The organism is Mesorhizobium sp. M1A.F.Ca.IN.020.04.1.1 (assembly GCF_003997315.1).
Lineage (GTDB): Bacteria > Pseudomonadota > Alphaproteobacteria > Rhizobiales > Rhizobiaceae > Mesorhizobium.
In genome coordinates this window covers 1-20,533 of the sequence record NZ_RZSN01000113.1, presented here as the reverse complement: position 1 = coordinate 20,533, position 20,533 = coordinate 1, and the positions used below count along the sequence as shown (strand labels likewise).

18 protein-coding genes are annotated in these 20,533 nt (G+C 64.0%); 13 read left to right on the top strand and 5 right to left on the bottom strand.

Annotation, left to right across the window (positions count from 1 at the left end; translation table 11 throughout):
* The 7 genes from cpaB to EOA49_RS21160 all read left to right on the top strand — a co-directional run.
* On the top strand, positions 1-416 hold a 416-nt coding region (gene cpaB / locus EOA49_RS21190), incomplete at its 5' end, for a Flp pilus assembly protein CpaB (protein ID WP_127243331.1).
* On the top strand, positions 413-1,942 hold the full coding sequence (locus EOA49_RS21185) for a type II and III secretion system protein family protein (RefSeq protein ID WP_127240803.1): 1,530 nt from the start codon (positions 413-415) through the stop codon (positions 1,940-1,942). The genes cpaB and EOA49_RS21185, both read left to right, overlap by 4 nt.
* Before the next feature lie 14 nt (positions 1,943-1,956).
* The gene (locus EOA49_RS21180) at positions 1,957-2,694 is read left to right on the top strand and encodes a CpaD family pilus assembly protein (protein WP_127240804.1); all 738 of its coding nucleotides are present in this window, start codon (positions 1,957-1,959) and stop codon (positions 2,692-2,694) included.
* A gap of 31 nt (positions 2,695-2,725) precedes the next feature.
* Complete coding sequence (locus EOA49_RS21175) at positions 2,726-4,009, top strand: CpaE family protein (protein ID WP_206519910.1); 1,284 nt, start codon at positions 2,726-2,728, stop codon at positions 4,007-4,009.
* 30 nt (positions 4,010-4,039) lie between these two features.
* Positions 4,040-5,539, top strand: coding sequence for a CpaF family protein (locus EOA49_RS21170; RefSeq protein WP_067324583.1), 1,500 nt, complete (start codon positions 4,040-4,042; stop codon positions 5,537-5,539).
* A 131-nt stretch (positions 5,540-5,670) separates the two neighbouring features.
* A complete protein-coding gene (locus EOA49_RS21165; RefSeq protein WP_066996441.1) occupies positions 5,671-6,684 on the top strand; it encodes a type II secretion system F family protein in 1,014 nt (337 codons plus the stop codon).
* A gap of 13 nt (positions 6,685-6,697) precedes the next feature.
* On the top strand, positions 6,698-7,714 hold the full coding sequence (locus EOA49_RS21160) for a type II secretion system F family protein (RefSeq protein WP_127240806.1): 1,017 nt from the start codon (positions 6,698-6,700) through the stop codon (positions 7,712-7,714).
* Positions 7,715-7,900: 186 nt separating this feature from the next.
* Here the strand turns inward: EOA49_RS21160 and EOA49_RS21155 are convergent, their stop codons facing one another.
* On the bottom strand, positions 7,901-8,728 hold the full coding sequence (locus EOA49_RS21155; protein ID WP_095799347.1) for a tetratricopeptide repeat protein: 828 nt from the start codon (positions 8,726-8,728) through the stop codon (positions 7,901-7,903).
* A 122-nt stretch (positions 8,729-8,850) separates the two neighbouring features.
* Here EOA49_RS21155 and EOA49_RS21150 point away from each other — a divergent pair, with 122 nt between their 5' ends.
* The 5 genes from EOA49_RS21150 (at position 8,851) to pdeM (ending at position 15,045) form a co-directional block, all read left to right on the top strand.
* Positions 8,851-10,215 (top strand): leucyl aminopeptidase family protein, encoded by a 1,365-nt coding sequence (locus EOA49_RS21150; RefSeq protein WP_095824210.1) that lies wholly within the window; start codon positions 8,851-8,853, stop codon positions 10,213-10,215.
* A 73-nt stretch (positions 10,216-10,288) separates the two neighbouring features.
* Complete coding sequence (locus EOA49_RS21145) at positions 10,289-10,639, top strand: MarR family winged helix-turn-helix transcriptional regulator (RefSeq protein WP_066996450.1); 351 nt, start codon at positions 10,289-10,291, stop codon at positions 10,637-10,639.
* 50 nt (positions 10,640-10,689) lie between these two features.
* Positions 10,690-11,550 (top strand): NlpC/P60 family protein, encoded by an 861-nt coding sequence (locus EOA49_RS21140; RefSeq protein WP_095824209.1) that lies wholly within the window; start codon positions 10,690-10,692, stop codon positions 11,548-11,550.
* A gap of 230 nt (positions 11,551-11,780) precedes the next feature.
* A complete protein-coding gene (locus EOA49_RS21135) occupies positions 11,781-14,312 on the top strand; it encodes a ligase-associated DNA damage response DEXH box helicase (protein WP_095799485.1) in 2,532 nt (843 codons plus the stop codon).
* A 16-nt stretch (positions 14,313-14,328) separates the two neighbouring features.
* Positions 14,329-15,045: a ligase-associated DNA damage response endonuclease PdeM gene (gene pdeM / locus EOA49_RS21130; protein ID WP_095782905.1), complete on the top strand. Its 717-nt coding sequence runs from the start codon at positions 14,329-14,331 to the stop codon at positions 15,043-15,045.
* 7 nt (positions 15,046-15,052) lie between these two features.
* Here pdeM and EOA49_RS21125 read toward each other — a convergent pair whose 3' ends face one another.
* The 4 genes from EOA49_RS21125 to EOA49_RS32750 are packed head-to-tail and all read right to left on the bottom strand — an operon-like array spanning position 15,053 to position 19,817.
* Positions 15,053-15,988, bottom strand: a complete 936-nt coding sequence (locus EOA49_RS21125) for a DmsC/YnfH family molybdoenzyme membrane anchor subunit (protein ID WP_127241266.1) — start codon at positions 15,986-15,988, stop codon at positions 15,053-15,055.
* 12 nt (positions 15,989-16,000) lie between these two features.
* Positions 16,001-16,735, bottom strand: a complete 735-nt coding sequence (locus EOA49_RS21120) for a 4Fe-4S dicluster domain-containing protein (protein WP_127241265.1) — start codon at positions 16,733-16,735, stop codon at positions 16,001-16,003.
* Positions 16,732-19,662 carry a molybdopterin oxidoreductase family protein gene (locus tag EOA49_RS21115; RefSeq protein WP_127241264.1) on the bottom strand — a complete coding sequence of 977 codons (2,931 nt, stop codon included), beginning with the start codon at positions 19,660-19,662 and terminating at the stop codon, positions 16,732-16,734. Before EOA49_RS21115 ends, EOA49_RS21120 begins: the two co-directional genes overlap by 4 nt.
* Entirely contained in the window at positions 19,659-19,817 is a 159-nt protein-coding gene (locus EOA49_RS32750) for a hypothetical protein (RefSeq protein ID WP_164749258.1), read from the bottom strand. Before EOA49_RS32750 ends, EOA49_RS21115 begins: the two co-directional genes overlap by 4 nt.
* A 123-nt stretch (positions 19,818-19,940) precedes the next feature.
* Between EOA49_RS32750 and EOA49_RS21110 the strand changes: the two genes are divergently transcribed.
* Positions 19,941-20,533, top strand: a 593-nt coding sequence (locus tag EOA49_RS21110; RefSeq protein ID WP_127243332.1) for a LysR family transcriptional regulator, incomplete at its 3' end; no start/stop codon positions are given.

Sequence of the window (20,533 nt, the reverse complement as noted above, 5' to 3'; positions counted from 1 at the left end):
CGACCGCCATATCGGCCGATACGTCCGCCGGCGGCTTCATCCTGCCCAATGACTTCGTCGACGTCATCATGACCCGGCGGGCCGACGCCAGCAATGGCGGCAGCGGCTTCAATACCGAGACCATCCTGAAGAACATCCGTGTCCTGGCCATCGACCAGACCATCCAGGAGGACGAGGAAGGCAAGAAGACCAGGGTCGGCCAGACCGCGACGCTGGAGCTCACGCCGCAGCAGGCGGAGATCATCACGGTGGCGCAGCAGATGGCGGACCGCCTGACCCTGGCGCTGCGTTCGATCACCGACACGAATGAGAAGAACCTGGGCGAGGCCGACTACCTGGTGAACGGCAATGGCCGGCGCGGCACGGTGCGATTGATCAAGTCGGGCCAGGTTTCCGAAGTGGGAGCAAGGAAATGAGGCTAATCGGCAAACTGCCCGTCATCGCGGCGGCCGCAATCGGCCTGTTCCTGATCGGCACCAATGCGCCTGGGCTCGTCGAGGCAAAGGCCGCGAACAGGGCGGCGGGTGTGACGGCCTCGGTTGCCTCGCAGCGCGTCAAGCTCGGCCTCAATAAGTCGGTGGTGATCGACCTGCCGAGCGACGCTTACGACATACTCGTCGCCAATCCCGCGGTCGCCGACGCAGTGACGCGCACGGCGCGCCGCATCTATCTGTTCGGCAAGGCGGTCGGCGAAACCAACATCTTCGTCTTCGGTCCCAACGGCGAGCAGATCGCCAGTCTCGACCTAGCGGTCGAACGCGACGTGGCTGGGCTGGAAGACTATCTCAAGCGCTTCCTCCCGACGTCGCAGATCAAGGTCGAGCTGCTGAACGACAACGTGATTCTCACCGGCAATGTCGATACACCGCTCGACGCCAAGCGTGCCGTCGACCTGGCCACCATCTTCGTCTCGGGCGGTGAAGCGACGACCGGCCAATATTCACAGACGGCCGCCGGCGGGTCCGCCAATGGCGGCGTCGACATCAACAATCCCGACCAGGAGCGCCGGGTCTCCAAGATCGTCAATCTGCTGCAGATCATCGGCGACGATCAGGTGACGCTGAAGGTGACGGTGGCCGAAGTCAGCCGCTCGGTGATGAAGCAGCTCGGCGTCAACATGATGGCCAGCGGCGGCAGCAACGGCATCTCCTGGGGCGCGCTCAGCGACCCTTACACTGGTCTCGGTAAGCCGCTGTCGAACGCGGGCCTAGGGATCAGTGCGTCCGGCCTGCAGTCCTATATTAACGCAATGGAGCAGTCGGGGGTCATGAAGACCTTGGCCGAGCCGACCTTGACCGCCGTGTCGGGGGAGAAGGCGACCTTCAAGGTCGGCGGCGAATACAACATGGTGACCAATGTTTCCGCCAACGTCTCCAACGACAACCAGACCGGCCTGAAGACCTATCAGATCGAGAAGATCGAATACGGCATCGGATTGGAGTTTCAGCCGGTGGTGCTGTCACCCGGCCGCATCAGCCTGAAGGTGAGAACGTCGGTTTCCGAACCGACAACCGAGGGCTCCGTGTCGGCATCCACGGATAACAGCAGCATCGGCATGAACGCTTTGTCGCTCCGCAAACGCCTGGCCGATACGACGGTGGAACTGCCTTCCGGCGGCTCGATGATGATCGCAGGCCTCGTGCGCGACGACGTCAGGCAGGCCGTCGTTGGATTGCCCGGACTGACCAAGATTCCGGTGCTCGGCGCGCTCTTCCGCAGCCGCGACTTCGTGCGCAACGAGAGCGAGCTCGTCATCATCATCACGCCCTATCTGGCGCGGCCCGTGGCGCGCAACGAATTGGCCAAGCCCGACGATAATTTCAATGCGCCGAGCGACGGCGCTGGCATGTTCCTCGGTCGCGTCAATCGCGTCTACGGCACCATGCAGACCGATAGGCCACCTGGCCGTTACCACGGCGTTGTCGGCTTCATCTACAAGTGAGCGGGAAAGCGGACATGTCCAACTCAACATCGAAGGCCATGACGATCGCAGCGGCACAATCGGGCCGCGGACGGTTCCGCGGGTCGGCTCCGGTCCTGGCGATCGCCCTTGCGGCGTCGCTCGCCGGATGCGCCAACTTCCATCGCGATAGTGTGACAGTGGGCTCCATTCCGGACGACTACCGCACCAATCATCCGATCGTTATCGCCGAGAAGAACCAGAAGATCGACATCCCGGTCGGCGCCGGTGATCGCGGCATGACGGCTTCGCAGCGCGACACTCTGCTCGGCTTCCTCGACGGCTACGACAGGAGCGCCGCGCCGGCGCTGACGATCGCGGCCCCGGTGGGTTCCGCGAACCAGGCCGCCGCCCAGGCCGCGAGCCGCGATTTCGCCAGACTTGCGATGGCCGCAGGCCTCAAGCGCAACAATATCATCATGACCTCCTATCAGTCGGCCGTGCCCGAGGCTTCGGCGCCGGTCCGCGTGGCCTTCGTGGCGGTGAGGGCACAGACCGACAAATGCGGGCGTTGGCCCGAGGATCTGACCGAGACTTCCGAGAACAAGCACTACGCCGATTTCGGGTGCTCCTATCAGAACAACCTTGCCGCCCAGATGGCCAATCCCAACGATCTGCTCGGGCCGCGCAAGCAGTCCGACATCGACGCCGAAAATCGCGGCGCGGTGATCGACGTCTATCGGGCGCGAGGCATTTCGGATGAGTTCCTCGGCAATTCGGAAGTGACTTACTGAGCCCGCGGCGGATCACGGAAAGAGCATGACGATGAGCAATCTTGCCTACGACACGCCTGCGGATCCCGGCGATCTTTCGCAACAGGACATCGCCGCCATGCAGGCGCTGCGCCCGGTGCCGCGCATCTCGATCCAGGCTTTCTGCGAGACCGAAGGCGTCGCAAATCCGATCGGGCGCGCCGGCGAGGATCGTCGCATGGCCAAGGCCCATCTCAAGGTCCATATGGGCAGCATCGCCACCGCGATCGAATTCTACCAGTCGGCGCCGACGCCAAACCTGATCCTGCTGGAATCGCGCAGCGAGCCGAAACAGCTGCTGGAGCAGCTCGCTCAGCTCGCCGAATACTGTGATCCGACCTCGAAGGTCGTGGTCATCGGCCATTACAACGATGTCGGCCTCTACCGGGAGCTTATCCGTTCGGGCATTTCCGAATATGTCATCGCGCCGGTCTCGATGACCGATATCGTCAGCGTCGTCTCGTCGATCTTCATCGATCCCGAGTCCGATCCGATCGGCCGCTCCATCGCCTTCATCGGCGCCAAGGGCGGCGTCGGCTCCTCGACGATCGCCCACAACGTCGCCTGGGCGATGTCGTCCTTGTTCAAGTCCGAAGTCGTCGTCGCCGATCTCGATCTCGCCTTCGGCACCGCCAATATCAACTTCGACCGGGACCCCGCGCAGGGCATCGCCGAGGCGGTGTTTTCGCCCGAGCGCGTCGATGAGGTCTATCTCGACCGGCTGCTCGCGCAATGCGCCGAGCATTTGTCGCTGCTGGCGGCACCGTCCACGCTCGAGCGCGTCTATGATTTCGATCCGGACGCCTTCTCCCAGGTCATCGAAACGGCGCAGCGCAGCGCGCCCTTGCTCGTGCTCGACGTCCCTCACGTCTGGAGCGGTTGGACCAAGAGCACGCTGATCAAGGCCGACGAGATCGTCATCACGGCCACGCCAGAACTCGCCAATCTGCGCAACACCAAGAATATGGTCGACATGCTGAAGCGGCTGCGTCCGAACGACCCGCCGCCGAAGCTGATCATCAACCAGGCGGGCGTTCCGAAACGCCCGGAGATCGCGGCATCGGATTTTTCCGAACCGCTCGGCATCACACCCATGGCGGTGATCAATTTCGAGCCGCTGCTGTTCGGCAACGCGGCCAACAACGGCCGCATGCTCGGCGAAATGGACGCCAAGAGTCCGATCGTCGGCACGATCAACGAAATAGCGCATGTGCTGACAGGGCGCAGCGAGATCAAGGCGAAGAAGAAGGCAAGCCTTGGAGCCATCCTCGGCAAGCTTTCCCGCAGCAAGAAGTGACGCTCGCTGAGCGGCATCGGGTAGTCGATCATGTTTGGTAAAAGAGGCACAGACGACGGCAGCCGGGCAGCTCCCGAATTCCGTCCGCCAGCACCTCCTCCGGCCGCTCCCGCTCCGGCTGGGACGATCGCTGTCGATCGGCCGGCCGCGCCCGCGCCGAGCACGCCCGCCGCGTCCCCCGTTCGCCGTCCGGTGGAGGCGCCGCCGATGGCGCCCGAGCCGCCGAAAAGGGTCCAGCGCGAGCGCAGCGAAACCTACTATGACACCAAGAGCCAGGTGTTTTCCGCGCTCATCGACACGATCGATCTTTCGCAGCTCGCCAAGCTCGATCCGGAAAGCGCGCGCGAGGAAATCCGCGACATCGTCAACGACATCATCGCGATCAAGAATTTCGCGATGTCGATCTCCGAGCAGGAAGAGCTGCTCGAGGATATCTGCAACGACGTGCTCGGCTATGGGCCGCTGGAGCCGCTGCTCGCGCGCGACGACATCGCCGACATCATGGTCAACGGTTCAAAGAACGTCTACATCGAAGTCAACGGCAAGGTCGAACCGACCAGCATTCGCTTCCGCGACAACCAGCAACTGCTCAATATCTGCCAGCGCATCGTCAGCCAGGTCGGCCGCCGCGTCGACGAATCGAGCCCGATCTGCGACGCGCGCCTTCCCGACGGCTCGCGCGTCAACGTGATCGCGCCGCCGCTGTCGCTTGATGGCACCGCGCTCACCATCCGCAAGTTCAAGAAGGACAAGCTGACGCTCGACCAGCTGGTCAAGTTCGGCGCCATCTCGCCGCAAGGCGCGGAGATCCTGAAGATCATCGGCCGCGTCCGCTGCAACGTCGTCATCTCGGGCGGTACCGGCTCGGGCAAAACGACGCTGCTCAACTGCCTGACCAACTACATCGATCGCGAGGAGCGGGTCATCACCTGCGAGGACTCGGCCGAGCTGCAGCTGCAGCAGCCGCACGTGGTGCGTCTCGAAACCAGGCCGCCCAATCTCGAAGGCGAGGGCGAGGTGACCATGCGCGATCTCGTCAAGAACTGCCTGCGCATGCGGCCCGAACGGATCATCGTCGGCGAGGTGCGCGGACCGGAAGTGTTCGACCTTCTGCAGGCGATGAACACCGGCCATGACGGCTCGATGGGAACGATCCACTCCAACAGCCCGCGCGAATGCCTGAACCGTATTGAATCGATGATCGCCATGGGCGGTTATTCACTGCCGCAGAGGACGGTGCGCGAGATCGTCGTCGGCTCGGTGGACGTGATCATCCAGGCGGCTCGTCTGCGCGACGGCTCGCGCCGCATCACCCACATCACCGAGGTGATCGGCATGGAAGGCGACGTCATCATCACCCAGGACCTCGTCCTCTACAACATCAAGGGCGAGGACGCGAGCGGCCGTCTGATCGGCGAGCATGTCTCCACCGGCATCGGCCGGCCGCATTTCTGGGATCGTGCCCGCTACTATGGCGAGGAGCAGCGCCTCGCCAACGCGCTCGAGGCCATGGAGAAACGCGCTGACTAGAGCAATTCCAGGGAAGGTGCGTAGCGGTTTTCCGTCCGGAATTGCGTAAAAACAAATACTTAGAGCGGGTCAGCGCTTTTGTAAAAAGCTGAACCGCTCTGGTGCATCTGGAGGTGTAGGGGCCCCGGTCGATGTTCGGAATTGACACCACGGTTCTGGCTTTCGTCGTGCTCGCGGGCCTCAGCGCCGGCGCGATAGCCTATGCCTTCCTGTTCAAGCGCATCGATAACGAGAAGCAGGCCGGCAAGCGCCTTGAAACGATCAAGACGGCCGAGACCGACCGATCGGTGGTGAAGGCTACGCGCGACCGCGCCGCGGAAGCGGTCAGACGGCGCAAGACGCTTCAGGATTCGCTCAAGCAGCTCGATGAAAAGCAGAAAACCAATGACCGCAACGTCAAGAAACCGCCGCTGAGGGCCCAGATCCGCCAGGCCGGCATGACCGTCTCCCTCGAGCGCTTCTACATCTACTCGGTGATCTGTGGCATCGTGCTTACGATCCTCGCCTTTCTTGCCGGCGCGCCGTTGCTGGTCCTGCCCGGCGCTCTCTTGGCCGGAGCCCTCGGCCTGCCGCGCTGGTTCGTCTCGTTTCGTCGCGCGCGCCGGGTGAAGGCCTTCCTGGAGGAATTCCCGAATGCCCTCGACATCATCGTGCGCGCGGTGAAGTCCGGTCTGCCGCTCAACGACGCGATCCGCCTGATCGCCAACGAATCCCCGGAGCCGGTCCGCTCCGAATTCCGCCGTATCGTCGATTCCCAGCAGATGGGTATGTCGATCCCCGATGCCACGATGCGCATGTCCGAGACCATGCCATGCACCGAGGCCGGCTTCTTCGGCATCGTCATCCAGATCCAGTCGCAGGCCGGCGGCAATCTCTCCGAAGCGCTGGGCAACCTTTCGCGCGTGCTGCGCGACCGCAAGAAGATGAAGGCCAAGGTACAGGCGCTGTCGATGGAAGCAAAGGCATCCGCCGTCATCATCGGCGCCCTGCCGTTCGTCGTCGCCTTTCTCGTCTATCTGACAAGTCCGAACTACATCATGCCGCTATTCACCACCAGCGTCGGCAATCTGATCCTCGGCTGCTCCGGCGTCTGGATGTCGATCGGCATCCTGGTGATGCGCAAGATGATGAACTTCGAAGTGTAGGGACGCGGATCCAATGACAGACCAGGTCGTCAAGACGCTAACCGATCCTTCGTTTCTTATCGCGCTCCTGGTCGGCATCGCGGTTTTTGCGACCGTCTTCACGCTCATGCCTGCGCTTGGCGGCAATCAGCTCAAGGCGCGCATGAAAACCGTGGCGCTCGAGCGTGATGAGCTGCGCGCCAAGCAGCGTCAGCGGCTCGCCAATGAAGCCGATCGCCGCCGCAAGGGTTTGCGCGAGGAACAGTCGATCGGCATGCGCAACATCGTCGAACGGCTGGATCTCAAGCGCGCGCTTGCCGACGAAGGCACGCTGCAGAAGTTGAAAGTTGCAGGCTTCCGCGGCCAGAATCCGCTGACGCGCTTCCTGTTCTTTCGTCTGATCCTGCCCTTTGTCGGATTCGCGCTCGCGGCGATCTACCTGTTCCTTCTCGGCGGTCTGGCGCAGCAGCCTGCCTTCATCAAGCTGTTCGTCTGCATTCTTGTAGCCTATGGCGGCTTCTATGCGCCGATCCTCTACGTCAACAACCGCGCCACCAAACGCAAGCAGTCGATCCAACTGGCATGGCCGGACGCGCTCGACCTGATGCTGATCTGCGTCGAATCCGGCATGTCGGTGGAAGCAGCGCTTCGCAAGGTCGCCGACGAGATCGGTAATCAGTCCGTGGCGCTCGCCGAGGAATTCGTGCTCACCAATGCCGAGCTCTCCTATCTGCAGGACCGCAGGGTCGCTTACGAGAACCTGGCAAGCCGCACCGGCCTGGATTCGGTGAAGGCGGTGACCCAGGCTCTGGTCCAGGCGGAGCGCTACGGCACGCCGGTGGCGCATGCGCTGCGCGTGCTCGCCTCAGAAAGCCGCGACATGCGTATGAATGCGGCCGAAAAGAAGGCCGCAGCACTGCCGCCGAAGCTCACCGTGCCGATGATCCTCTTCTTCCTGCCGGTTCTGTTCGCCATCATTCTAGGGCCGGCCGGCATCCAGGTCAGCCAGCGCGGCATCTTTGGCGATCAGCACAATTCCAGCAGCCAATAGGCGAAGCCATCGAAGTCATGACAGAAGCCGCGTGGCAGGCGCCGCGCGGCTTTGCTGTCTGGCCCAGCCTTGAAGCAATTCCAGGAAAAGTGTGTAACGGTTTTCCGTCCGGAATTGCGGAAAAAACAAACAGCTAGAGCAACTCGCGGTTTCCGTAGAACGATGACCTCTGTAGGTGCCGGGCAGTCAGTTGGTCGCGACCTTCGCCTTGCCCTTGTCCTGATCCTTGAGTTGGCTCCAGGCATTCTGCTGCGCAAGCATCTGGCGCAGATAGGCGATATTGGCCTGCGCCTGCTCCGGCGAAAGCTCCTGCGAGGCGATCTTTTCGGCCTCGTCGAAACGACCCTGCAGGCCGACGACCAGCGCCAGGTTCTGCCGCACCCGGCTGTCGGCGTTGGGTTGCTGCGCGGCCGAGCGCATATAGGTCTCGGCGGTGCGCAGATCCCCCTCCAGCACATAGGACATGCCGAGATTGGAAAGGATCGAGGGTTCGTTCGGCTTGAGCTCGAGCGCCTTCCGGTAGTCCTGACGTGCCTCGTCCCGCTGCCCCATCTGGTCAAGGATGGCGGCTTCAGCCGAAACCAGGCGCCAGTCCGGATATTCCGGCGTCTGCGCGCGGCGCACCGCATCGAGCGCCTGCTCGAACTGCCCGTTGGCGGCAAGCGCCTTGCCGTAGGCGGCGAGCACGTCGCGGTCCTTGGGGTAGGCGATCGCGAGCTTGCGCATCACCGCCAGCGACTGGTCGGCGTCGCCATCCATCTGCAGCGCCGCGGCATAGTTGGTGGCGATGCGTTTGTCATTCGGGTTCCGGGCGTAGGATTCGCCGAGCCTGGTCGTGGCACTGTGCAGTTCGCTGGCCGACATCGTTTCCAGGGGCCGGTTGTCGGAGCGGGAAATGGAGCCGGTCGTGAACTTGCTGGTACTGCCGCAGCCGGCCACGCTGGCCGCCAGCACCGCCATCAATGCCGTGGTGACCAGACGCTTGCTTGTGAAGGTCAACGCTTTGATCGGCATCGGCGCCTATCTCCATTCCTGCGCGGCCATTAAGCTGGCCGTCTTCCCTCCCATAGAAATATTCTGTTAACCCTAACGGATCGTTAAGAAGCCGACTCGCCGTGCCGGCCGGAGACCATCGAATGCCTGTCGAACTTATTGACCAGAAACCGGAAGCAGCCTTGCCAGTCTACCTGGTGGGAAAGGATGGCCTCGACGGCACTGGCCTTTCCCCTTCCGTCATCGCTTGGGCACGGGCCAACGGCTTTTCCGGCGAGGCGGGCCGCACGCTCGTTCTGCCGGCCGAAGGTGGCGGTCTCGCCGGCGCGCTGTTCGGCACCGGCGACGGCGAGAGCCAGCTTGCCGTGGGCGCCCTGGCGCGGGCGCTGCCCGAGGGTGAATGGCATTTCGCCCAGGATCTGCCAGCGCCCGATCTTGCGGCGCTGGCCGTCGTCCTCGGCGGCTACGCCTTCACCCGCTACGGCAAGAAACCCGGCAGGGCGTTGCGCTTCGCGCTGCCGTCGGGCGCCGACGGCGCGCATGTGCGCCGCACCGCCGAGGCTATTTTCCTGACGCGCGATCTCGTCAACACGCCGACGAGCGACATGGGGCCGGATGAGTTCGAGGAGGCTGTCCGGGCATTGGCAGCCGGGCACGGCGCCGACGTCTCCGTCGTCAAGGGTGACGATCTCCTGGCGCGGAATTTTCCGATGATCCATGCCGTCGGCCGCGCCTCGGCCGGCGCGCCGAGGCTGATTGACATGACCTGGGGCCCGAGCGACGCGCCGAAGGTGACGCTGGTCGGCAAGGGCGTCTGCTTCGACACCGGCGGCCTCGACATCAAGCCGTCGTCGGGCATGCTGCTGATGAAGAAGGACATGGGCGGCGCCGCCAACGTGCTGGGTCTCGCCTCGATGATCATGGCGGCGAAACGGAATGTGCGGCTGCGCGTGCTGATCCCTGCGGTCGAGAATTCGATCGCCGGCAATGCCTTCCGGCCTGGCGACGTGCTGAGGAGTCGCAAGGGGATAACGGTGGAGATCGGCAACACCGATGCTGAAGGCCGGCTGGTGCTGGCCGACGCTCTGGCGCTTGCCGACGAGGAAAGGCCGGCCCTGCTGTTCGACATGGCGACCTTGACCGGAGCGGCCCGTGTTGCGCTCGGCCCCGATCTGCCGCCCTTCTACACCGGCGACGAGGCACTGGCGTCCGACCTGGCTGCGGCTTCGGTTGCTGTCGAGGATCCGCTGTGGCGCATGCCGCTGTGGCGTCCCTATGACGCGAAGCTTTCCTCGAAGATCGCCGACGTCAACAATGTCACGACGGACGGCTTCGCCGGATCGATCACGGCGGCGCTCTTCCTCAAGCGCTTTGTCGAGAAGACCCCCGGCTGGGCGCATCTCGACATCTTCGCCTGGAACCCGAGTGATCGCCCATACGGCTTGACGGGGGGTGAAGCGCAAGGCATTCGCGCGCTGGAACGAGTGATCTCGAAGCGCTTCTGGTGAGTGTGACGAGAAAACTGGAAAAGCCGTCGCGGACTGAAACGGAAGCGAAACAATTTCCCGTCATGCTTGGCGGATGTCGATCTCGATGCGCCCGAGCCAGGCCTTGCGACTGTGGCAGCAGGTATTGCTGTCGCAGGTGCGCGACGACGCGCCCGACCTCACCATGCGCCAGACCGCGATCCTGCTCACCATCTACCTCGATCCGCCGCCGCATACGGTGCGCGGGCTGGCCGCGAGGCTCAACGTCACCAAGCCGGTCATTACCCGCGCGCTCGACACGATGGGCGCGCTGAAGCTGGTCTCGCGCCACCGCGACGAGCTCGACAAGCGCAACGTGCTGATCCGGCGCACGGTGGAGGGCGCGCTCTTTGTCGAGCGCTTCGGTGATGGTATCGTCGCAAAGGCGCATGAGCTGCCCATCTGACCGACAACTCGTCTGTCTGACCGATAAACCCATTTGACTGGACTACCGATTTGACCGCCAGGGATGCCCGCCTTCACGCCTTTCGTTCCGATCTCGCCGATGCCAGGCTGAAGGGGCAAGTCGCCGCCGACCGCTTTGTCGCCGGCCGCCCGGCGCGGATCACCGCCGCCGTCGCCGACCTGCGCAAGGCTCCGCGCCCCGATGCCGGCATCAACACGCAGGCGCTGTTCGGCGAGGACGTGCTGGTCTTCGAGGTTGCGGAAGGCTGGGCCTGGGTGCAGGCCGAGCGCGACGGCTATGTCGGCTATGCCGCCGACAATGTACTCGGCGCACGTGAGCATGCGCCCACCCACATCGTCTCCGTGCCGCGCACCTTCCTCTATCCCGGACCGGACCTGCGCTTCCCGATCGGCGGGCAACTGTCGATAGGCTCCGCGGTGACGGTGACGGGTTCCGCCGAAACGCGCGGCACGCACTACGCGCTGCTGCCATCCGGCCAGGCCGTCATTGCCCGCCATCTGCGGCCGCTTACCGAGGTTGCAGACGACTTTGTGACGGTCGCCGAAAGCTTCCTCGGCACGCCATACCTCTGGGGCGGCGTCTCCGGCTTCGGCATCGACTGCTCCGGCCTCGTGCAACTGTCGATGCGCATGGCCGGCAAGGATGTGCTGCGCGACTCCGACATGCAGGCGGCATCGATCGGAACGCCGCTCGAGCCATGCCCTGAGTATTCCGGGCTGCAGCGCGGCGACCTCGTCTTCTGGAAGGGCCACGTCGCGATCATGACCGACGCGAAGGACATGATCCACGCCAATGGCCACACGATGCTGGTCTCGCGCGAAGGGCTGAAGGATGCCGTCGAGCGGATCGGCTATCTCTATGGCGGCCCGACCGGGTTCCGCAGGCCTTAGCGCCGCCCTAACCTCTCCCCATGGGAGAGAAGTGGGATTGCCCCGATTTGCTCTTCGCAAGTCGGCTGGCAATCTGGATGAGGGGTAAGTAGCACCAAGCTGGATCACCCTCATTAGTCTCGGCGCTGCGCGCCGGGCCACCTTCTCCCACACGGGGAGAGGGGAAGAATGATCCCCTTTTGTTCCGATTTTCCTTGGCGATCGCTTGCCAGCGCGCTACCTCTTTGCGCGTGACAGAGCAGCCGCGCCTCGCCGAACAGAATGTCGCCGTCCTTCTCCCCGAGCCGTTCGTAAAATGGTTCGCTGCAAAAGGCTGGTCGCCGCGCGCCCACCAGCTCGAACTGCTGGCGAAGGCTCAAGCCGGCCAATCGGCGCTGCTGATCGCGCCGACCGGCGCCGGCAAGACCCTGGCCGGATTCCTGCCCTCGCTTACCGAGCTCGCCAGGCGTCCGCGCCGCAAGCCCGGTGGGGCGCATCGTGGCATCCACACGCTCTACATCTCGCCGCTCAAGGCGCTGGCCGTCGACATCGAGCGCAATCTCGGCAAGCCGGTCGAGGAGATCGGACTGCCGGTCACCATCGAAACCCGCACCGGCGACACGCCCTCGCACAAGCGCCAGCGGCAAAAGCTCGCACCGCCCGACATCCTGCTCACCACCCCCGAACAGCTCGCGCTTCTGATTGCCTCGGCCGACGCCAGGCGCTTCTTCGAGGATTTGCGTTATGTCGTCCTCGACGAATTGCATTCGCTCGTCACCTCGAAGCGCGGGCATCTTTTGGCGCTAGGCCTGGCGCGGCTGCGCACCTTCGTCCCTGAGCTGCAGACCATCGGCCTGTCGGCTACGGTCGCCGAGCCGGATGAGTTGCGGCGCTGGCTGGTCAGCCAGGCTTCCCCTGAGGCCATGTCCGAGTTAATCGTCGTGACAGGCGGCGCCAAGCCCGACATCTCCATTCTCGATTCCGAAGAGCGGGTGCCATGGGCTGGCCATTCCGCCCGCTACGCCACTCCGGAGATCTATCGCGAGGTCAAGCGGCACAAGACGACGCTGCTCTTTGTCAACACGCGCAGCCAGGCCGAGCTGCTGTTTCAGGAGCTGTGGCGCGTCAACGACGACACGTTGCCGATCGCCTTGCATCACGGCTCGCTCGACGTCGCCCAGCGGCGGCGGGTCGAGAAGGCGATGGGCGAAAACGCCTTGCGCGCTATCGTCGCCACCTCGACATTGGACCTGGGCATCGACTGGGGCGATGTCGATCTGGTCGTGCATGTCGGCGCGCCGAAGGGGGCCAGCCGCCTGGCGCAGCGCATCGGCCGCGCCAACCACCGCATGGATGAGCCATCGAAGGCGATCCTGATCCCGGCCAACCGGTTTGAGGTGCTTGAATGCCGTGCCGCGCTCGACGCCAACTATCTCGGCGCGCAGGACACGCCGCCTTTGGTCAATGGCGGGCTCGACGTGCTGGCGCAGCATGTGCTCGGCTGCGCCTGCGGTGCCCCGTTCCACGCCGACGCGCTGTTTGACGAGGTGAGATCGGCTGCGCCCTATGTCAGCCTAGACCGCCCGACATTCGACCGGGTCATCGACTTCGTCGCCACCGGCGGATACGCGCTGAGAAACTACGAGCGCTACGCCCGTATCCGCCAAACCAAGGAAGGCTTGTGGCGAGTATCCAATCCCCGCGTGGCGCAACAGTACCGGCTCAATGTCGGGACCATCATCGAAGTGCCGGCCCTCAACGTTCGTTACGTCCAGGCTGGAAGCAAGGGCGCGGCCTCGCGCGGCGGCAGAGTCTTGGGAAAGATCGAGGAAGCGTTTCTCGAGACCTTGACCTATGGCGACACTTTCATGTTCGCCGGAAGGGTTCTGCGCTTCGAGGGTATCCGCGACAATGAGTGCTTCGTGTCGAATGCTCCCGGAAGCGAAGCAAAGGTGCCCTACTATGGCGGCGGCAAATTCCCGCTTTCGACCTATCTCGCCGAGCAGGTGCGCGCCATGCTCGACGATCCGCAGCGCTGGAAGAAGCTGCCCGAGCAGGTGGCCGATTGGCTGCGGTTTCAGGCGGATAAATCCGTCCTGCCGAAACGGGACGATCTGCTGATCGAGACCTTTCCACGCGGAAACCGGCACTATCTCGTAGCCTATCCGTTCGAAGGCAGGCTCGCGCATCAGACGCTGGGCATGCTGCTGACGCGCCGCCTGGATCGAGCGGGCGCCAAACCGGTCGGCTTCGTTGCCACCGACTATGCGTTGGCTATTTGGTCGCTGGCCGACATGGGCTGGATGTTCAAAAACAAAAAACCATCGCTGGCTGCGCTCTTCGATCAGGACATGCTCGGTGACGATCTCGAGGCATGGTTTGCCGACAGCTGGCTGCTCAAGCGCACCTTCCGCAACTGCGCGCTGATTTCCGGACTGATCGAGAAACGTCATCCCGGCAAGGAGAAAAGCGGCCGCCAGGTCACCGTCTCGACAGACCTGATTTATGATGTGCTGCGCAGCCACGAGCCCGACCACATCCTGCTCCAGGCGACGCGTGCCGATGCAGCGACCGGATTGCTCGATGTCAGCAGACTTGCCGAGATGCTCTCGCGCATCCGCGGTCGAATCGTGCATAAGGACCTGGAACAGATATCGCCGCTAGCCGTGCCGATCATGCTCGAAATCGGCAAGATGCCGGTGCATGGCGAGGCGGATGAAACGCTGTTGATGGATGCCGCCACCCTCGTTGAAGAGGCCATGGGGCCGGAGATGGCCGACTGAGAGAAGACAAGAGGGGATGAATTTTTCGCTGTCGCGCGCAACGCTGGTCGCCGAGGCCGACTTCGTCGGCATCGCCGGCGAACGCGCGGTTTGCGACCGGCGCGGCGTGCTCTATTTCCCCGATCTGCGGCTGCTTGCGGTCTCCGACCTGCATCTCGAAAAGGGCTCGTCCTTCGCCAGGCGCGGCGCGCTGATCCCGCCTTATGACACAGGTGCGACCTTGCTGCGGCTGCAGGCTGTGATCGCCGACTACGGTCCGCGGATCGTAGTCAGCCTCGGCGACTCCTTCCACGACGGCGGCGGCGCCGAGCGCATGCATCTAAGCTTCCGCGAGCGGCTGGAGGCGATGATGGCCGGCCGCGACTGGTTCTGGGTTGCCGGCAATCATGATCCGGATGCTCCCGCCGACCTACCTGGCGAGACGGTGAGGGAACTCGCGATTGGTTCGCTTGTTTTCCGCCATGAGCCATCCAAGCTGCGGGTGGAGGGCGAGATCGCCGGCCATCTGCATCCCTGCGCCCGCATCGTCCAGCGCGGCCGCTCGGTCAGGCGGCGCTGCTTCGCCGGTGACGGCGGCCGCATGATCATGCCGGCCTTCGGCGCCTATACCGGCTCGCTCAACGTGCTCGACCGCGCCTATGCCGGACTGTTCCGCCTGGAAACGCTTGTTGCCTACATGCTGGGTGCGGAGCGCATCTTTGCCATTTCCGGCTCGATGCTGCGGCCGGGCTGAAGCGGCTTCATCTGCCGTAATAGAGCGTGACGGTGTGCTTTGCCTCGGCGAAGAACAGCCAGCGTTCGACCAGCATGCCCGCGAATTGCATAAGCGCTGCAAGCAGTGATGCGGCTGCTGCGAAAGGCCATGGCAAGGCGAAGGCGATCACGAGCAAGATGGCCGGCACGGCGAAGGCCAGCACCTGCGTGATTCGCCTCAGCTTCGCCCTATGTTTTCGCGCAATGCGAAAACCCATCTCCTTGAGCAGGTAGTTTTCTTCGGTGTGCGGCCATTCGATGGACCGCACCGTGCCGCCGGCGAGGCCGGTCGCAGTGTTGGCCGTGGTCGGGATGCCCAGCCGGTCGTTGTAGTGCCAGGTCGCAAGCTTCCAGCCCCACCCTGCGAGCGTGGCAAGCAGCGCGCCGACCAGAACCACGGTTGATCCGGTGCCGAAGCTTCGCAGCAGGCCGTTGAGCAGCAAGCCACCCGTCATTACCGAGAAGATAAGATAAGCCGGCAAAGTATAACGGCTGTGCCACTGCGCGATCGGTTTCAGCGAGGCATAGATCATTCCGGTCGTACAGACTGTCACGACGCCGCCGGCGGCAGCCAGCAGGCCAACGATGGCCACCCAACCGCCGCTTTTGCCCATCAGCACCCAGCCAATGCCGAACAGCCCGGCCGGGATGAAGGTCGCGACCGAGGCGACCCCTTCGCGCGACAGCCAGGAGCTTCGCCATTGAGAGAAGGCGCGCCAGGCGCGTTCAGGGCGGCCGAGATGGCCGGTCGAGGAGAGCAGGCCGGCCACGATCAAGCCAAGCGAAAGCGCCATGCCGACGAGCCCGAGCCAGAAATCGGGTGCGATGAATCCCAGCCCGCCAAGGACGCCGAGCAGCGCCAGCAGGCCGTAGCCAGCCCCGGTGGCGGTGGTGAAGAACACGACGGAATAGGCGGGATGCATGGCTGGGCGAATTCAGTTCGAAAGCATGCGGTCGATCCAGCCGAAGAAGCCTCCGTCGGCCCGGATCGGTTCCAGCGCCGGCGCGTCCACCTTCGCCGCGCGCTCGGTGCGGGCACGCGGGGGCAGGTATTTGTTGGTCGGCTTGTAGCCAAGCTCGGGCATCAGGTCGACGCCGCCACGCTCTTCTACCAGGCGCGAGATTGCCGAGGCGGGATCGCCCAGATCGCCGAAATGCCGGGCGCTGGTCGGGCAGGCGGCGACGCAGGCCGGCACGCGGTCCTCTGCCGCCAGATTGTCGTTGTAGATGCGGTCGACGCACAGCGTGCATTTCTTCATCACGCCGACATCCGTATCGAATTCGCGCGCGCCATAGGGGCAGGCCCAGCTGCACAGCTTGCAGCCGATGCACTTGTCCTCGTCGACCAGCACGATGCCGTCGGAGGCGCGCTTGTAGGAGGCGCCGGTCGGACAGACGGTGACGCAGGCTGGCTGCTCGCAATGCAGGCAGGAGCGCGGGAAGTTCACCGTGCGGCCGCCTTGTTCGGTCGTGTGCTCATAGCTGTGCACGCGGTTGAACCAGACGCCGTCGACACGCCCGCCATACGGATCGATGTCGGTCAGCGGCGCCATGTGTCCGCCGGTGTTCCATTCCTTGCAAGCGGTAACGCAGGCCTGGCAGCCGACGCAGGTGTCAAGGTCGATGACGAGGCCGAGCTTCTTCTCGGTTTGGGCGGGAAGGCAGGTCATTCGGCGGCTTCCCTTTTTATGCGGAATCCATCGCCGAAGCGAAGCACATCCGGTGACGGCTCGAAATTTGGCGGCTGCCGCAAGCGCTCGAATTGCGGCTCGGTGAAGCCGGCCTCTTCCGCGGCGCATTTGGCGATACGCACGCGCACGTCGAACCATGCCGCCTGTCCGGTGACGGGGTCGGAGTTCGAATAGCGCTTGCCCTTGACGGTGGCTGCGGTCTGGTCGCCGATGATGTGATTGAGCAGGAAGCCGCGATTGCTCTCTGCGGCGTCGTCCTTCAGGCCCCAGCTGCCGCGCCGCTTGCCGATCGCGTTCCAGGTCCAGACCGTGTCCGGGTTGACGCCGTCGATCAGCTTGATCTGCCCCTTCACGCGGCCGTTGATGCTTTCGATCCACACCCAGTCGTCGTCGGCCAGCCCAAGCCTCGCTGCGGTCTCCTGGTGCACGAACAGCCGGTTCTGGCTGGTGATTTGTCTCAGCCACGCATTCTGCGAGCCCCAGGAATGGTACATGTGCATCGGCCGCTGCGTCAGCGCATGCAGCGGATATTTCTGGAGATCGACGGCGTCGTCCTCGAAGGGCGCGTACCAGAACGGCAGCGGGTCCATATAGGCTTCGATCCGGTCGCGCTCGGCCTCCGGCGGCTGCACCTTGCCATGACCGCGCGCGGCGAGGCGAAAGCGCTGCATCGGCTCCGAATAGAGCTGAAAGATGATCGGATCGGCCTTGGAGATGAATCCCATCTGCACGGCAAAGTCGAGATAGGCGCGGTTGCCCATCTTGTAATAGCGCTGGTCGTCGGCGAACCCGTGGTGCCAGAAACCGCCATTGTCGATGTAGCGCTGCAACTGGTCCGGGTTCACCTCGCCCTTGCCGATCGCGTCGCCGTTCTTACCGCGCCAGCCGGCAAGCGGGCCGATGCCGGGCGTGCGCTCGTGGTTGACGATGTAGTCGGCATAGTCGCGGTATTTCGCCGAACCGCCTTCGTTGACAAAGCCGGGCAGGCCGAGCCGCGCGCCGAGCTCGATCAGCACCGACTGGAACGGCCGGACATCCCGGTCCGGCTGCACCACCGGGTGACGGATGGCATCGCCCGGCCCGTCGGCATGGCTGATCGGCCGGTCGAGCAGGCTGATGCAGTCGTGCCGCTCGAGATAGGTCGTGTCGGGCAGCACCAGGTCGGCGAACGGCACCGTCTCGGAATAATAGGCGTCGGAATAAATGATGAAGGGGATCTTGTAGTCGCCCGCCTCGTCCTTGTCGGTGAGCATACGAACCGTCTCGACGGTATTCATCGAGGAGTTCCAGGCCATGTTCGACATATACATCATCAGCGTGTCGATCGGATAAGGATCGCCGGCCCAGGCATTGCGGATGACGCTGTGCATCAGGCCGTGGGCCGCAAGCGGCGCCTCCCAGGAATAGGCCTTGTCGATGCGGATCGGTGTGCCGACCTCGTCGACGAGCAGATCGTCGGGCCCTGAGACGAAGCCGAGCGGCATACCCTCCAGCGGCGTCATCGGGCGGACGTTCTTGCCTGCGGGCTTTGGCCCCGGCGGCGCGCAACGCGGATAGGGCGGCTTGAAGCGGAAGCCGCCGGGCACGTCCACCGTGCCGAGCAGAACCTGCAGCAGGTGGATGGCGCGGCAAGTATGAAAGCCGTTGGAATGGGCCGAGATGCCGCGCATGGCATGCATCGACACCGGCCGGCCCTTCATCGTCTCGTGCCGGCGGCCGGCCCAATCGGTCCAGGCGACCGGCAGCTCGATCGCCTGCTCCAAGGCGATATGCGCCAGCTCTGCCGCGATCCGTCGGATGGTGTCGGCGCCGACCCCGCAGCGCTCCGCCACCGCCTCCGGCGAATGGCTTTCGTGCAGGTATCGGTCGGCGATCAGCTGAAATACCGGTGCGCAGCGGCGGCCATTGACCGTGTAGCTGCCGGTCAGTGCTGGTTTGGCATCCGGATCGGCGGCATTGACGGGCGCCTTCGCCACCCTGTCCCAAGCCAACAGGTTGCCGTCATCATCGCGCATGAACAATCCGTCATCGGCGGAACCGGGCTCCTGTACGACAAGCACCGGCGCGTTGGTGTAGCGCAGCAGATAGTCGAGATCTATGCGGCCGGCCTTGAGCAACTCATGGACGAGCGCCAGCACGAACAGTCCGTCCGTGCCGGGTCGTATGCCGATCCAGTCGTCGGCGATCGCGTTGTAACCGGTGCGGCAAGGGTTGATCGACACCACCTTGGCGGCGCGCGCCTTGAGCTTGCCGAGGCCGATCTTGATCGGATTGGAATCGTGATCCTCGGCGACGCCGAACAGCATGAAGTATTTCGTATTGTCCCAGTCGGGCTCGCCGAACTCCCAGAACGAGCCGCCGATCGTGTAGAGCCCACCGGCCGCCATGTTGACCGAGCAGAAGCCGCCATGGGCGGCGAAGTTGGGCGTACCGAACTGGCTCGCCCACCAGCCGGTCAGCGACTGCGACTGGTCGCGCCCGGTGAAAAAGGCAAGCTTTCTCGGATCGGTGCGGCGGACCGCCGACAGCCGCTCGGTGGCGATGGTGAGCGCTTCGTCCCATTCGATCTCGCGAAACTCGCCGGAGCCACGAGGCCCTGTGCGCAGCAGCGGCTTCCTCAGCCGCGCCGGGCTGTAATGCTGCATGATGCCGGCGCTGCCCTTGCCGCAGATCACGCCCCGGTTCACCGGGTGGTCTTTGTTGCCGTTGATGTAGCGCACCTTGCCGTCCTTGATGTGGACGTCGATGCCGCAGCGGCAGGCGCACATGTAGCAGGTGGTTTTGGCGATGCGGTCGGACACGCTCGGCGAGGTCTCGACGCCGTCGCCTTCGTCAGGCGCCTGGCTGTCGGCCAGCGGCCGCTGCGAGGGCGCGGAGTTTGCGCCGCGTGGTTCAGCTAGGCTCATGATCCGCGAACGCTCTTGTCGCTTGCCATCTTGGCCTTGGTCTTCGGGCCGGGCCCGCGCATATAGTGCAGCTCAGGATGGTAGCGGTCGCCGGCGAGCTGCCGCTTCAGCTGGCGGCTCCAATGCGCGAAAAGGGATTTGAAGCGCCCGATCATTTCCAACCTTGGCGGCAGAACGGCCAATTTTTTCCAAGCTCGGGTAAAAAGTTAGAACAAAGCGATTGATCTGTCTAACAAGCCGCTCTTGTAATTCCGATCGATTTTGCTTCTTAGTTGGCCATGACCCTCGATCAGCTTCGCATCTTCGTCGCCGTCGCCGAGCATGGCCACATGACCAAGGCGGCCGACCTGCTCGGCATCTCGCAATCGGCCGCCTCTGCCGCCATCCGCGCGCTTGAAAGCCATCATGGCGTGCGGCTGTTCAACCGGGTCGGCCGCAACATCGAGCTCGCGCAGACCGGCCACCGCTTCCTGCCCGAAGCCAAGGCTGTTCTGGAACGGGCAGCGGCTGCCCACAACGTGCTGGAGCATGTTTCCCAGACCATCACCGGCAGCCTGTCGATATCGGCCAGTCAGACCATCGCCAGCTACTGGCTGCCGAGGCGCCTGGCGTCCTTCCACGAGGCCTATCCGGCGGTGCGCCTGAGCGTCACCATCGGCAACACGCGGCAAGTGGAAACCAATGTGCTGGACGGCCGGGCCGATTTCGGGCTGGTCGAAGGCCGAACCGAGTCCGACATATTGCGGCGCGCCACGGTCGATGAGGATCGCCCCATGCTGGTCGTGGCGGGCTCACATCCCGAGCTTCCGATGACGCCGGCGGGAAACCTCGACATCAGGTCGTTGCGCTGGATCATCAGGGAGGGCGGGTC